The organism is Paenibacillus montanisoli, assembly GCF_003268025.1.
Classification (GTDB): domain Bacteria; phylum Bacillota; class Bacilli; order Paenibacillales; family Paenibacillaceae; genus Paenibacillus_Z; species Paenibacillus_Z montanisoli.
Genome location: NZ_QLUW01000003.1, coordinates 625,095 through 639,243 on the forward strand (window position 1 = coordinate 625,095; position 14,149 = coordinate 639,243).

A 14,149-nucleotide genomic window follows, 5' to 3' on the forward strand; every position below is an offset into this window, starting at 1 on the left:
GCTCGGCCCTCGCGCGAAGCAAGGTCATTACCGGCATCCAGAAGGCAAAATCACCGTTGGACGGGAGTTAAATCAATTATGAAAAGCAACCAATTTGTCATTATCGGTCTTGGCCGTTTCGGCTCGAGTCTGGCCCGCGAGTTAATTCAGCTGGGGTACGACGTGCTCGGCATCGACAAAGACGAGGAAGCGGTACAGGATATGAGCCAGGAGCTTACGCATGCCGTTGTGGCGGATTCCACCGAGGAAGAGGTGCTTCGCTCGCTTGGCGTCCGTAATTTCGACTGCGCCGTTGTTTCGATTGGAGACGACATTCAGGCGAGTATCATGACCGCGATTTTGCTCAAGGATCTAGGCGTGAAGAAAGTCGTGGCGAAGGCTATGACCGAGCTCCATGGGCGCGTCTTGGAAAAAATCGGCGTCGACCGCGTCGTCTACCCGGAGCGAGACATGGGCATCCGCGTTGCGCATCAGCTGGTTTCGCCGAATTTGCTGGATTATATCGAGCTTTCTAAGGACTACACAATCGCCGAGCTGGCCGTGCCGAAGTGCTTGAGCGGCAAATCGCTGCAGGATTTGAACCCGCGCGCCCGGTTTGGCTGCAGCATTGTTGCGATCAACAAGCCGAAGGGCATTATCATTGCGCCTACCGGCAATGACGTGCTCACCGAAAAGGATGTAATGGTCGTCATCGGTACGAATCAGCAGATCGAAGAGTTCGAAGATGCGGTCATTCGGTAAACGCCGGCAAGATGGGCTTGTAAAGCCCGTATTCGCCTCCGCATGGCCCGACCGCTCATCCCGCTGGACGCTGCGCGAGATGGCCTTTATGGTCTGGGTGCGGGAAACCGGCGTCATCCCGGCCGCGCTTTCCGGCATGTTGGCGGGAATGGGCGTGAAGCATGCGGATATAATAGCGTCGATTACCTTCATGGCGATCATGCTGACCATCCTGCTGCAGGCCAGCACAACCGCTTGGATGGCACGCAAGCTCGGCTTGGTATTGGATACGGAAAATGGCAAACAATAAAGGACAGAACCGATTTCGGCTTCTGTCCTTTGTTGTTGATTGGGAAGAGTTGAGCTTTTTCGAGGAACTGTAGCAGCCTTCCGCTAACGAATCGTATTATGCTTATTTTGCTGAAACCAGCTTGATTTCTAGGCTAACGAACTACAGAAACGTTATTGTGCCGGAATCAGGTGCTTCGAGGGCTAAATTGTGCGAATAACGTCTCTCAGGATCGTTACCATTTCGAAAGCGGGAAATCTTTACAAATAAAGACTGTGAGGTTCGTTAGGCAGTCAAACCGGCGGAACGAGCTGTTGCGAAGCGGATAAACCGCACGGCTCATTTGCCCCCTCCCCAAAGCAAGCAAATAAGCGCGGGGAAGCGGGTTGATGCGAAGCAAAGGATGAAGATGGTTTGGGCAAGTGGAAGGGGAATCCGTTGGAGAGCGTCAGCGTCGCCTTTGAAGTCAGGAATATACCGCAGCGTGTATCATTCAATATTCCTGACTTCAACAGCGACGGAAACGGATCCCCTGAACGCAGTCCAAATCCACTTCTTCATCCAACTGCGCAGCAGCTCCCAAACCGCTATACACGCTTATAATGCGCCGCGATCTCATCGATCCATAGTCTTACAGCCGGACTCAAGCCCTCCGAATGCGCATGGATGAGCGAAGTCGTACGCTTGGCATCGACGAGCTCGCGGATGGGAACCGAGAGGAGATCGTTATCCTCAAGCATCTCGGCGCGCAGATAGGATTTGGGCAGCAGCGTAGCGGCTCGGCAAGTATGGAGCAGCCGAAGGATGGCCTCGAACGAGTCGATTTCCATGCGCACATCGGGGAGCAAACGGTATTTTTCGAACAGCTCGTCGGTAAGGATGCGGTACCAGGTGCCTTTGGAGAACAATATCATGGGAAGCGCGTTTAAATCGGTAATAACAGGCAAGCCTTTATCCATGACGAAGTGATTGCGCGGCAGTACCAGCACGAGATGGTCGTCGAACAGCGGCACGCATTTCAATTGCGGATCGTCGATACGCGAGGCGACGATGCCCAGATCGGCTTTGCGCTCGCGGACAAGCGTGACGATCTCATGCGTTTTGCCGGTGATGGCTTTGATGTCGAGCTCGGGACTGCGGGCGGTGAGCGCCTGAATCAGATCGGGCAGCGTGGATTGCAGCGTAGTCAAGCTGGCGCCGATCGTTAAGGTGGATCGGCCTGCGCTTTTATACTCCGCCACCAAATTCAGAAATCGCAAATGCTGCTGGCGCGATTCTACGGCGTACTCGTATGTCAGCTGACCGATTCGGGTCAACTCGAGCCGCTTGCCGACTCGATTGAAGAGAAGCGCGCCGAGGTCCTGCTCGAGCTTGGCGATTTTGCGGGAGAGGGCGGGCTGCGACAGATTCAGAGCCGCCGATGCTTTGTTCATGCTGGATTGCTCCACCACAACGGCAAATACATGCAGTTCATCTAACAAACGAAATCACCTTGACTTTCTCTCTATATGCACAATAGTTATAACATTTAATGAATAATATGCAATTCCATTATAAGCTCAAAAGGAGTATTATGTGTACTGGAAGACATGAAAGCGAAAGTCTTTAATTTATTGACGCCCTGTAGGGCTAGAGTTACAATGGAGAATGGTTTTGGCGAATTATGGCGAATGCACCCCACAGTTTTGAAAGGAGAACGTACAAGTTATGAAAGGAAATTCGTATTTATCGCGCAAGATCCACTCTTTACTCGGAGTAATTCCGCTCGGTCTGTTCATCATCGAACACATGGTGACGAACTATTCGGCTTTTGAGGGCGGAGCAGAGGGGTTTTCGGATAGCATCAAGTTTTTGAATGATCTCCCGCTCGTGTTCTTCCTCGAACTGTTCGGCATTTGGCTGCCGCTATTGTTCCACGGCGTGTACGGATTGTATGTTGCTTATCAATCGAACGTGAACACCGGACGCTTCCAATACGGCCGCAACTGGGCTTTTGCGCTTCAGCGCATCACCGGTGTTATTACATTCATTTTTGTCTTCTGGCATCTTTATCAAACGCGCTTCCAAGTCATGATCGGCGAAGTGAAGCATGAAGAGCTTGGCAACCTGATGCATGACATCGCGAGCAACGGCTTCTATTTCGTTCTGTATATCATCGGTGTCCTTGCAGCGACATTCCACTTCAGCAACGGAATGTGGGCATTCCTGGTCAGCTGGGGCATTACGATCGGCCCGCGCGCGCAGCGCATCTCCTCGTTCATTTGGATGGGCGTATTCGTCATCGTAGCGGTTATGTTCCTGCTGTCGCTTGGCGCGTTCCGCGGCGATGAATTTAAAGAAGCGGCATCTGCTGCTCTGCAATTGACGAATCTCGTTTAAGTTTGAGACAAGGAGCGAAAGTGTAATGGCTAAAAACAAAATTATTGTCGTTGGCGGCGGTCTCGCCGGCCTAATGGCTACGATAAAAGCGGCGGAAGCGGGCGTTCATGTCGATTTGTTCTCGCTTGTGCCGGTAAAACGTTCGCACTCCGTGTGCGCGCAAGGCGGCATTAACGGCGCGGTTAACACAAAGGGCGAAGGGGACTCCACCTGGGAGCACTTCGATGATACCGTATACGGCGGCGACTTCTTGGCGAACCAACCGCCGGTTAAAGCGATGTGCGACGCAGCGCCGGGCATTATCCACTTAATGGACCGGATGGGCGTTATGTTCAACCGTACGCCGGAAGGCTTGCTCGATTTCCGCCGATTCGGCGGCACGCAGTACCACCGTACCGCTTTTGCGGGCGCAACGACGGGCCAGCAGCTGCTGTACGCGCTGGATGAGCAAGTTCGCCGTTGGGAAACGGCGGGTCTTGTCACGAAACGCGAGCACTGGGAGTTTATGGGCTCGATTCTGGATGACGACGGCGTTTGCCGCGGCGTATCCGCTCAAGACCTGCGCTCGATGGAAGTACATACCTTCGCTGCGGACGCGGTTATTTTGGCGACCGGCGGCCCTGGTATTATTTTCGGCAAAACGACGAACTCCGTCATCAACACAGGTACTGCGGCGAGCGCGGTTTACCAGCAAGGCGTTCATTACGCGAACGGCGAGTTCATTCAAATTCACCCGACCGCCATTCCGGGCGACGATAAGCTTCGTTTGATGTCGGAGTCGGCGCGCGGCGAAGGCGGACGGATCTGGACGTATAAAGACGGCAAGCCTTGGTACTTCCTAGAAGAGAAATATCCGGCATACGGAAACCTCGTGCCGCGTGATATCGCGACGCGCGAAATTTTCTCCGTCTGCGTCGACCAGAAGCTCGGCATCAACGGCGAGAACATGGTTTACCTCGATCTGTCGCATAAAGATCCGAAGGTATTGGATGTTAAACTCGGTGGCATCATCGAAATCTATGAGAAATTCATGGGCGATGACCCGCGCAAAATCCCGATGAAAATCTTCCCGGCTGTTCACTACTCGATGGGCGGCATGTGGGTCGATTACAACCAAATGACGAATATTCCCGGCTTGTTCGCTTGCGGGGAGTGCGAATATCAATATCACGGCGCGAACCGCCTCGGCGCGAACTCGCTGCTATCCGCGATTTACGGCGGTATGATTACCGGACCAAAAGCGGTTGAATACATCAAAGGCCTTAAGAAATCGGCTGAAGATATTTCCTCGACGGTGTACGACCGCGAGAAGAAGGCTCAAACCGACAAATACGAGAGCATCCTGAACATGAGCGGGACGGAAAATGCGTACGTTCTGCACAAGGAGCTCGGCGAATGGATGACCAACAATATGACGGTTGTCCGCTTCAACAACAAGCTTCTAGAAACGATCAACAAAATCAAAGAGCTGAAGCAGCGCTACCGTAACATCAATATCAACGACACCGCGCGCTGGAACAACGCCGGCGTAGCGTTTACGCGCCAGCTGTGGAACATGCTTGAGCTGTCCGAAGCGATGACGCTTGGCGCGCTGATGCGCAATGAGAGCCGCGGCGCTCACTATAAGCCGGAATTCCCGGACCGTAACGACGAAGACTTCCTGAAAACGACGAAGGCGACATGGACGCCGGAAGGCCCTGCTATCTCGTACGAAGACGTCGATGTATCACTCATTAAACCGCGTAAGCGCGACTACTCGAAGGATAAATAAGAAAGGAGAATCACGATGGCGGAAACGACAGTGGCATCAAAAACAGTTAAACTGATCATTACGCGTCAAGACGCTCCGAACGCTCAGTCGTATACAGAGGAGTTTGAAATTCCATACCGCCCGAACATGAACGTAATCGGCGCTCTAATGGAAATCCAGCGTAATCCGAAGAAGAAAGACGGCCAGGCGACAGCACCGGTATGCTGGGAATCGAACTGCTTGGAAGAGGTTTGCGGCGCGTGCTCCATGGTCATCAACGGCAAACCGCGTCAAGCGTGCAGCGCGTTGATCGACAAGCTTGAGCAGCCGATTCGCCTGCAGCCGATGAGCACCTTCCCGGTTGTCCGTGACCTTGTCATCAACCGTGAGCGGATGTTCAACGCCCTGAAGCGCGTAAAAGCCTGGATTCCGATCGACGGCACCTACGATCTCGGTCCTGGTCCGCGTATGGCGGAAGCGAAGCGCCAGTGGGCGTACGAGCTGTCCAAATGCATGACTTGCGGCGTCTGCTTGGAGTCTTGCCCGAACGTCAACGACCGCAACAGCTTCATCGGTCCTGCGGCGATTTCGCAAGTACGTTTGTTCAATGCTCACCCAACCGGTGAAATGAACGCGGCCGAGCGTCTGGAAACGCTAATGGAGGACGGCGGCATCGAGGGCTGCGGCAACTCGCAGAACTGCGTGCGCTCCTGCCCGAAAGGCATTCCATTGACGACGTCGATTGCGGCGATCAACAAAGATACGACGAAGCATTTGTTTAAGAAATGGCTGGGGATGTAAAATAAGGCTCCCGTGGTGGGGCACTTCGCACAGGTATTCCGATTTGCGCTCCCGTGGTGCTTCGCACCAAAGTGTCTCAAATTCGGAATACCTGTTGCTGCGTTTCCGCACCAAAGTCGCCCGGTTTTACAACCATGGGCGGCAGAGATCGGCTCCTTTGCTGGAAGGCACTGCATGCAGGCATGACGACTCGTCGCTCCCGTGGTGCTGCGCACCAAAGTCGCTCCGAACCGTCATGCCTGCGGCATACCGTTTCCGTGCTAAAGTCGCAAAAAAGCGTGCAAAAACCCGTGCACGCTTTTTCTTATATACAAAAAGCAAAAAAGCTGCCGTATATCACGGCAGCTTTTAACACCAGGTTTCGCCCCAATCTTGAATCGATTGGATAACGGGCTCTAGTCCCCGTCCTTTTTCGGTTAATTCATATTCAATTCGAACCGGCATCTCCGGATAAACGTTACGTTTAATAATGTCGAATTGCTCGAGCTCTTTCATCCGGTCGGTCAGCATTTTATCGCTCATCTCCGGGATTTGCTCTTTCATTTCCTTGAACCGCTTCGGTCCGCCCAACAGCACGCGAACGATCATCCCGGTCCATTTCTTGCCGAGCAGCTCGGTTGCGCACTCATACTTTGGGCACATTTTGGAATAATCCACGTTATCACCCCGCTTTCGATGATTCTATTGTAGCACAGGACCTTTTTAAAAGGGAGGGCATTTCGCCAAGTTCGGACAAATGCTTTTAATTCATTATATACTATAATAAAGTTAGTTGCATCTGTAAGGAATTTATTTACAAATTACTTATAAAGTATTCGGGCGCAGCCGAAATAAATGCTAGGACATTATAAAAAACAATCTATTCGATGATGTAGAGGTGTGCCGGATGACGGATAATTGGGGATTCTATGAACGCCGGACTGAGTCGGAGCAGCTTCGCGTGCTGATCAATGCCGGTTACAAAGGGCGTGCGCCGCTGACCGGATATACCGATTTGCTCTCGATTACGATAAATCTCTATCCGGTCCGAGCGCATAACCGATCGAACCGGGAATTCGTGAAGCAGCTGGAGCAGTTGGAGTCCATGCTGGAGAAATGGCTGGGCAGCAAGGAAAGTGAGGCCATTTATATCGGTCGGATCAATGCGGCGACGCGGCTGGAGTTTTATTATTATACGAAAGGCGGCAAGCCGGATCACCCTGCGATTAATGCTTGGCTGTTGCAAAATTGGCCGTTTCGGGCACAAGTGTACCGCAAGGAGGATCCGCAGTGGGATTTTTATCGATTCTTGCTGCCGGATGAGCTTGAGGAAATGTTCGTACATAATGCACAGATGATCTATGCGCTCATCCATAAAGGCGACAATGTAGGCGAGCCGAGAATCGTTTACCATTGGCTGCAGTTTCGGGATGACGGGGACCGGCATGAAATCGTACCTGTACTTGAGGAGCTCGGCTACGTAATCGAGAAGGAGAAGGAGGGCAGGCCCGAGCACGGCTACCCGTATCCGCTCGTTATTAGCCGTTATGAAGATGTCAGGCTCGATACGGTAAATGAGCGGGTTCGCGAGCTTCATGCTTTGTTGGCCGGAAGCGGCGGACGCTACGACGGCTGGGGCTCTGTGATAAAGCTGTCTGCCGCCGGACGGGTCCGACGGTTTATTCGCCGTCGGTACAGCGCCATCGAAACAGCGCTGCGCAAAGCTTTCGCAGGACGCAACTCTTGAACCTCGTTTACATCCGAATCAGGACAAGACCCGCAATCGTGAGCGCGAAAGCGACAGTCTGATAAACATTCAAACGTTCGCGGTAAAGCAAGATGGCACCCGCGGCAACGACCAGGCTATTGGCGGCGAAGATCGGGCCTGCGATATTGGCGCGTCCCGTTTCAAGCGCGATGGCGTAGAGCTGCAGGCCCCCATAAGAAAAGAGGCCGGCGACAAGCCCCCATTTCATGCCGATGGACAGGGAACGCAGCGATCGCCGCATGATGGCAGCGGTACCTGCCCGGGCAGCTGCCGGCAATCCGCCTAGCGATGTTTGGCTGCTCCATTCGCGCTGCGAAGCCGCTGCAAACCATAATACGGACAGGCCGTAAGCGGCGAAGAGAATCGGAGCGCTTTCAAGTCCCAGATCGCCTGTGACCTTTAACCCGCCGTTGCGGACGGCGAACAGCACGATGCTAACGCCGATATAGAAATACCATCTGGGCTTAATGCGCGTCTCTTTCGTTTTGCCTCGGATCGATACGAGCACAATCGCAAGCAGCAGCAAGATAATGCCGCCCAGCTCGGTTACGGACAGCGCTTCGCCGTAGACGAACGTGCCGAGCGCGACGACCAGAAGGATATTCATGTTCGTCAGAGGAGAGGTGAGGCTCGCCGGTCCCCATTCCAGCGCTTTCATGAACAGGGCGTTCCCTAGTGCGGATCCGGCGCCGATCAGCAGCCCTGCAATCCAAACCCGCGGGTCGGAAAGCGAGCTCACCAGCGTATGCTGCATGGCGGCATGGATGCCAAAGCCGAAAGTCCCTGAAATATAAAGGCCCAGAAGCAGGAATGCGGACGAACCGCTCTGCATCTGGGACACCTTCATCCACCATCCGGCTAATCCGAACAGCACCGCACTGCCAACGGCAGCCGCAAACCACATGAAAACACACCATCCTGCACTTCAAATTTGTTACACAATTGAAATCGTTCTGTTACAGTCCCATTACAATGCGGGGGTATGATAAATGCAAGACCCCCTTTTGATTATATATGACTTTGGACCTGCCGCGTGCAGGTCCACTTTTTTATAACGGGACACTGACAGGCTTCTTGTTCTTGTAGTAAAACCATTCCGAGAAACCGATTTCCTTCAGCCTCTTCGCAACAAGCGCCCAATCGTCGCCGACTCGGCTCGGCTTGTGGGCATCGGAGCCGAACGTTACGGTAACGCCGAAGTGATGCGCGCGCTCAAGGATCGCATCGGACGGATACCAACCGCCGACGTCTTTTGTCTTGCCGGACGTGTTAATTTCAATGGAAACGCCGCTATCCGCGATCGACTTCAAGCAGTCGTCTATGGCATCATCCGCCGAAAGAGCGGAGAAGGCCGGGTAGTACCCCTTCATGGCATCGATGTGGCCGAGAATCTGAAACATGCCGCTGCGGGCGGATTGTCCGATAAGATCGTAATAATGGCGTTTTTCATCGATTTTCTGGGCTTCGTTCAGTTTTTTCCAACGGTTGCGGTTAAAAATGCTTACCCCGCGCGTTTTGTGGACGGAACCAATGATGTAGTCGAACGGATACTGAGCGTAGACGTCTCCGTACACCTTCGCATGCTCCGGGAAGAAGTCCGACTCCACGCCGAGAAGCACGTCGATTTGGCCTTCATACTTGGCTTTCAGCCGAAGCACTTCCTTGATATAGTTGACGAAATCGCTCTTTGCCATCGCGATGCCGGGGCTCGGCTGATCCTCGCTGCTCGCGAAGTACGGGGAATGATCCGAAATCCCGATGACGTTCAGGCCGGCATTAATGCCTGCTTGAATATACGCTTCGATATCATCGTCCGCATGGCCGCATCGGAAATGGTGCGTATGTAAGTCAAACTTCACGTGAATCTCCTCCTACTCGCTGCTTATGAATTGATCTTCAGGCATGCCCTTCAAATCGCTCAAAAACTGCTGCATTGCCGAGTTGATGTACCTGCCCGACTTATAGACGAGACCGACCGGATGGCTCATGTCCAGCTCGTTGACTTTTATCCGATTCAGCGTGCCGAGGCGCACCTCATTTGCGATGGATAGCTTGGAGACGACCGCCGCGCCTAGATTGATTTCGACCATCCGCTTCACTTCCTCGCTGCTCGAGAGCTCCATCACGATGTTCGGCTGCAGATTGAATCTGCGGAAAATTTGATCCAAGAACCGTCGTCCTAATGTATCCGGAGAGAGCATAATCATGGGTATGTCCTTGAGCGACTCTACGGTAGTATGCTTCAAATGGGCCATTGGATGCTCGGGCGCAACGACGAGTTCATACGTGTCATAATACAGGATCGAAGTTTCCACGTTCGGATTACGCTCCGACAGGTAGGTGATGCCGATATCGACGGTACCGTTCTCGACGCTTGCCATGACGCCGGATGACGGCATGGAATGAATGGTCGTTTTGATGAGCGGAAATTGGTCTTGAAAGTAAGACAGCACCCGCGGCAAAATCTGAATCGCGATGGAAGAGGTAGTGCCCAGCACGATATGGCCTTGCGGCGTCTGACTCAGGTCAGAGAGCTTCTGTTTCAGTTCTTCTACGATAGTCAATATTCGCTCGGCGTGATCAAGGAACACTTGGCCGCGGTCCGTTAACGTGACGGGTTGATTCCGGTCGACTAGAACCGTCTTAAACTCATCCTCAAGGCTTTTGATTTGGGCGGAAACAGCCGGCTGCGTCAGATTGAGCAGCTCACCCGCTTTACGAAAGCTCATCGTGCGTGAAATGGTCAGCAACGTTTCAAGCTGGTTGATGTTCACGGAATCCCTCCTTCAGCGATCAAAGATTTTTATCACACCTATTTGTTAGTATAAAGGAAAAACGGCTGTTCGGCAAAAAATTGCATAGTTCTAGGAAAATCCCGTTACGATCAGGAGCAGGATTCAACTGATGCATTGTCGAATGATGGTGTGACTGAAAGTTTAATCGCCATAAAGGAGCGAATAGAATGAATCCGAAGGCAGTGCGCAGTTGGATGATGTACGATTGGGCCAATTCCGCGTTCGTTACGACCATCATGGCCGCGGTGATGCCGATTTACTACAAGACGGTCGCAGGGGCTGATTTGGCTGGAAATACGGCGGAGAACTATTGGGGGTATACGCAAACCATCGCGATGATCTTCGTTGCGCTGCTATGCCCGGTTATGGGGGCGATTGCAGACTACTCCGGCTCCAAGGTTCGTTTCTTGTCGGTGTTTATGTTTATCGGCGCGTTTGCGACGATTGCGATGGCCTTGGTCGGGAATAACGACTGGCTGCTCGCGTCCATTCTTGTCGTTATCGGCACAATCGGTTATGCCGCTTCGAATACGTTTTACGACGGGTTGATTACGGAGGTGTCTACGCCGGAGACGCTAAATGCCGTCAGCAATAAAGGTTATGCCATGGGCTACTTGGGCGGCGGGCTGCTGCTGCTAGTCAACCTGGTCATGATCGAGAAATGGAAGTTGTTCGGTTTTCCGGACAAAACGTTCGCTACGCAGACCGTGTTCGTCACTGTGGGCATCTGGTGGATTCTGTTCTCGATTCCGATCATGCGCAACGTCAGGGAGACGGCCAGAGGGACGGCCGCCGGCTTCGGCGACATGATGCAGCGCGGCTTGCAGCGCATCGGCAATACGATGAGAACGCTTAAGCACTATCCGGAGCTGTTAAAATATATGGCGTCTTTCTGGTTCTTCAATGACGGCATCAGCACCGTCATCGTAATGGCGACCATTTACGGCAGCGGTATCGGAATCGAGACGATGGACTTGATTGCCGCGCTGCTCATTACGCAATTTGTCGGCTACCCGAGCACGCTGCTGTTCATTAAGTTCGCGAACCGGATCGGGATGAAGAACTCGCTTTACTGCTCGCTGACCGTATACGTTATTATCGTGCTGCTCGGCTACTTTATGACGAGTGCGCTGCATTTCTATGCGCTGGCGATCATGGTCGGATTCGTGCAGGGCGGCAGCCAGGCGACGGCGAGGTCGCTTTACGCAACGCTGGTTCCTCCGTCCCGGACAGCCGAATTTTTCGGCTTCCTGAGCTTGTCGAGCAAGTTCGCCGCGGTGGCGGGACCGTTCGTGTTCTCCGTCGTCGGCACGATAACCGGCTCTAGCCGGCTTGGCATATTGGCGCTGCTGGCGTTCTTTATCATCGGCATCGCACTGTTGTTCTATGTGAATTTTGACAAAGGCCGGAAGGAAGCATTGGCGAGCGAAGCCGTGTAGCCGGCGCAGTAATAAAGGAATGGCAGGAAACACCGCTTGAATGTGAATTCGAGCGGTGTTTTTTTGTTTGAGGAGCAGAAGTGCTCCGGGAGCACCTCATCGCGCAAAAAGCTTCGAATTGAGCGAAAGAGGTGCTCTAGGAGCGCTTCATCGCGCGAAAAGCTTCGAATTGAGCGAAAGAGGTGCTCCGGGAGCGCTTCATCGCGCGAAAAGCTTCGAATTAAGCGAAAGAGGTGCTGTGGGAGCACCTCATCGCGCGAAAAGCTTCGAATTAAGCGAAAGAGGTGCTGTGGGAGCACCTCATCGTGCGAAAAGCTTCGAAAGAGGTTCTCCGGGAGCACTTCATCGCGCAAAAAGCGGCGAATGGAGAGAAAGAGGTGCTGTGGGAGCACCTCATCGCGCGAAAAGCTTCGAATTGAGCGAAAGAGGTGCTCTAGGAGCGCTTCATCGCGCGAAAAGCTTCGAATTAAGCGAAAGAGGTGCTCCGGGAGAACCTCATCGCGCAAAAAGCGGCGAATGGAGAGAAAGAGGTGCTCCGGGAGAACCTCATCGCGCAAAAAGCGGCGAATGGAGAGAAAGAGGTGCTCCGGGAGCACCTCATCGCGCGAAAAGCTTCGAATTGAGCGAAAGAGGTGCTGTGGGAGCACTTCATCGCGCAAAAAGCGGCGAATGGAGAGAAAGAGGTGCTGTGGGAGCACCTCATCGCGCGAAAAGCTTCGAATTGAGCGAAAGAGGAAGGTGTACAATGTCAGCCATTGAACAATTTATTTAAAGAAGGTATAATAAACCAATAATTCCGAACTGGTGTTCGGAATCCGATGATAACTGCTTAGTCAGTCTTCTGGAGGTGCAGGAATGAAAGGTACCACGCATTTAGCAATAGGTGCTGCCATTGGCGTCGTTGCGGCGGCAACGCATCCAATAACGGTCACGAACGCGGCAGCTTTTATTCTTGTTGCCGCATTTTCAGCTTTAAGCGCGGATTTGGACGGCACGAATCTATTGAGCGGAAAGCTCAGCAAGGCGGCCAGGCTGATTCGGGTCCTGATGCTTTGGGGCGGTGTATTCGCGGCAGGCGCAACGGCTTATTTGTACGCGGCAAAAGCAATCTTTTATCCGTATTTGTCCATCGCGGCGGCTGTGTTATTGCTGCTTGGCCTTATTTCATCGAACGGCGCGATCCGCAACGGGCTTGTAAGCCTTATCGGTGCCGTGCTGCTCTATGCAGGTTATGCAATCGGACAGGGCTGGTTGATGGGACTGGGCTTGTTTGTGGCTTGGGTGCCATGGCTTAATCATCGCGGCTTGACGCATACCGTCTGGGCGGTCATCGCCTGGGGAGCAATAGGATGGGGGCTGGAGCGGGAGCTTGGCATCGATGGGATCATGACCACGGCCATTTGCGGCTATGTATCCCATCTTGTAGCGGATACATTAACGCCGAGCGGCGTCAAATGGCTGTACCCGCTGTCCAAGAGAACGTTCAAGCTGCCCTTCGGCTAAGCGGGGCTAGGAGAGCAGCGAGTGAAATCCGTCCGTGAATACTTTCACGGCGAGCAGCAAGAAGATAAGCGCGGAGAGGAACGACACGGCGCGGACGAATCCGGTGCTTGCCCGTTTATGGGAGATGCCGGATACGATCGCGATAAAGGCTGACCAAGCCATTCCGGCAACGAAGAAGCCGATTATAAAGGCCGTCAGCGGCGCGGCGGAGTGTACGTTCAAGGTCGCGAGAATCGGACCGGCTGCAACGGCGAACCAAAGAATGACCGTAGGCGATGACAGAGCGAGTCCCAGGCCCCAGACGAATTCTTTCTTGTTTCCTTTGACTTCGCCCTCGTCGATTCGGATCGGATCGGGCTTGATCGTTTTGCGGATCATCTGCACGGTCAAGCAAGTCAGCACGATCGTGCCGCCGATCCACAGAACCCAGCGGACAGCCGGGATTTGAAAAATAATCGTTACGCCGGCAAGCGCCAGAATCAGATAAGTCAGATCACCGAAGCAGGAGCCGAAGCCGAGCATGAAGGAACGCTTAAAGCCCTTCTCCAGGCCGGTTTTGATCATCGCGACGTTGACAATGCCAAGGTCGAAGCAAAGCGACAGCGAGAAGAGGAAGCCTTTCATAAATGCGAGTGAAAGTACCATGTTGCTGCTTGTCCTCCGGTATGAATAAAAATATAAAGGCCCTCCAGAGCCGCGAGCGACCCGGGAGAGCCTTATGATTTA

Annotated in this window: 14 protein-coding genes; 8 read left to right on the forward strand and 6 right to left on the reverse strand. The window is 53.2% G+C overall.

The genetic code is table 11. The features are described from left to right. Positions 1–78: 78 nt before the first annotated feature. Both DL346_RS18805 and DL346_RS18810 read left to right on the forward strand, forming a co-directional pair. Positions 79–741, forward strand: a complete 663-nt coding sequence (locus DL346_RS18805; RefSeq protein WP_112883665.1) for a potassium channel family protein — start codon at positions 79–81, stop codon at positions 739–741. Further along, positions 725–1,030, forward strand: a complete 306-nt coding sequence (locus DL346_RS18810) for a hypothetical protein (RefSeq protein WP_420849576.1) — start codon at positions 725–727, stop codon at positions 1,028–1,030. The genes DL346_RS18805 and DL346_RS18810 overlap by 17 nt, the downstream gene beginning before the upstream one ends. A 566-nt stretch (positions 1,031–1,596) precedes the next feature. Here DL346_RS18810 and DL346_RS18815 read toward each other — a convergent pair. Further along, complete coding sequence (locus DL346_RS18815) at positions 1,597–2,490, reverse strand: LysR family transcriptional regulator (protein ID WP_112883666.1); 894 nt, start codon at positions 2,488–2,490, stop codon at positions 1,597–1,599. Between the two features lie 226 nt (positions 2,491–2,716). Between DL346_RS18815 and DL346_RS18820 the strand changes: the two genes are divergently transcribed. The 3 genes from DL346_RS18820 to sdhB are packed head-to-tail and all read left to right on the forward strand — an operon-like array spanning position 2,717 to position 5,939. Continuing rightward, the gene (locus DL346_RS18820) at positions 2,717–3,388 is read left to right on the forward strand and encodes a succinate dehydrogenase cytochrome b558 subunit (protein ID WP_112883667.1); all 672 of its coding nucleotides are present in this window, start codon (positions 2,717–2,719) and stop codon (positions 3,386–3,388) included. A gap of 25 nt (positions 3,389–3,413) precedes the next feature. Continuing rightward, positions 3,414–5,159 carry a succinate dehydrogenase flavoprotein subunit gene (gene sdhA / locus DL346_RS18825; protein ID WP_112883668.1) on the forward strand — a complete coding sequence of 582 codons (1,746 nt, stop codon included), beginning with the start codon at positions 3,414–3,416 and terminating at the stop codon, positions 5,157–5,159. A 15-nt stretch (positions 5,160–5,174) separates the two neighbouring features. Continuing rightward, the gene (gene sdhB, locus DL346_RS18830) at positions 5,175–5,939 is read left to right on the forward strand and encodes a succinate dehydrogenase iron-sulfur subunit (protein WP_112883669.1); all 765 of its coding nucleotides are present in this window, start codon (positions 5,175–5,177) and stop codon (positions 5,937–5,939) included. 348 nt (positions 5,940–6,287) lie between these two features. Here sdhB and DL346_RS18835 read toward each other — a convergent pair whose 3' ends face one another. Next, a complete protein-coding gene (locus DL346_RS18835) occupies positions 6,288–6,596 on the reverse strand; it encodes a winged helix-turn-helix transcriptional regulator (RefSeq protein ID WP_112883670.1) in 309 nt (102 codons plus the stop codon). Between the two features lie 229 nt (positions 6,597–6,825). Between DL346_RS18835 and DL346_RS18840 the strand changes: the two genes are divergently transcribed. Then, a complete protein-coding gene (locus DL346_RS18840) occupies positions 6,826–7,665 on the forward strand; it encodes a DUF695 domain-containing protein (RefSeq protein WP_112883672.1) in 840 nt (279 codons plus the stop codon). Positions 7,666–7,672: 7 nt separating this feature from the next. On the opposite strand, the gene DL346_RS18845 is transcribed toward DL346_RS18840, so the two are convergent. The 3 genes from DL346_RS18845 to DL346_RS18855 form a co-directional block, all read right to left on the reverse strand. Further along, a complete protein-coding gene (locus DL346_RS18845; RefSeq protein ID WP_112883674.1) occupies positions 7,673–8,590 on the reverse strand; it encodes an EamA family transporter in 918 nt (305 codons plus the stop codon). Between the two features lie 145 nt (positions 8,591–8,735). Next, positions 8,736–9,545 carry a histidinol-phosphatase gene (locus DL346_RS18850; protein ID WP_112883676.1) on the reverse strand — a complete coding sequence of 270 codons (810 nt, stop codon included), beginning with the start codon at positions 9,543–9,545 and terminating at the stop codon, positions 8,736–8,738. A gap of 12 nt (positions 9,546–9,557) precedes the next feature. Beyond that, entirely contained in the window at positions 9,558–10,460 is a 903-nt protein-coding gene (locus DL346_RS18855) for a LysR family transcriptional regulator (protein ID WP_112883678.1), read from the reverse strand. Positions 10,461–10,648: 188 nt separating this feature from the next. Here DL346_RS18855 and DL346_RS18860 point away from each other — a divergent pair, with 188 nt between their 5' ends. Together DL346_RS18860 and DL346_RS18865 are read left to right on the forward strand one after the other, a co-directional pair. Then, positions 10,649–11,920, forward strand: a complete 1,272-nt coding sequence (locus DL346_RS18860) for an MFS transporter (RefSeq protein ID WP_112883680.1) — start codon at positions 10,649–10,651, stop codon at positions 11,918–11,920. Between the two features lie 855 nt (positions 11,921–12,775). Next, a complete protein-coding gene (locus tag DL346_RS18865) occupies positions 12,776–13,423 on the forward strand; it encodes a metal-dependent hydrolase (protein WP_112883682.1) in 648 nt (215 codons plus the stop codon). A 6-nt stretch (positions 13,424–13,429) separates the two neighbouring features. On the opposite strand, the gene DL346_RS18870 is transcribed toward DL346_RS18865, so the two are convergent. Beyond that, positions 13,430–14,068 carry a LysE family translocator gene (locus tag DL346_RS18870; RefSeq protein WP_112883684.1) on the reverse strand — a complete coding sequence of 213 codons (639 nt, stop codon included), beginning with the start codon at positions 14,066–14,068 and terminating at the stop codon, positions 13,430–13,432. Between the last annotated feature and the right edge of the window lie 81 nt (positions 14,069–14,149).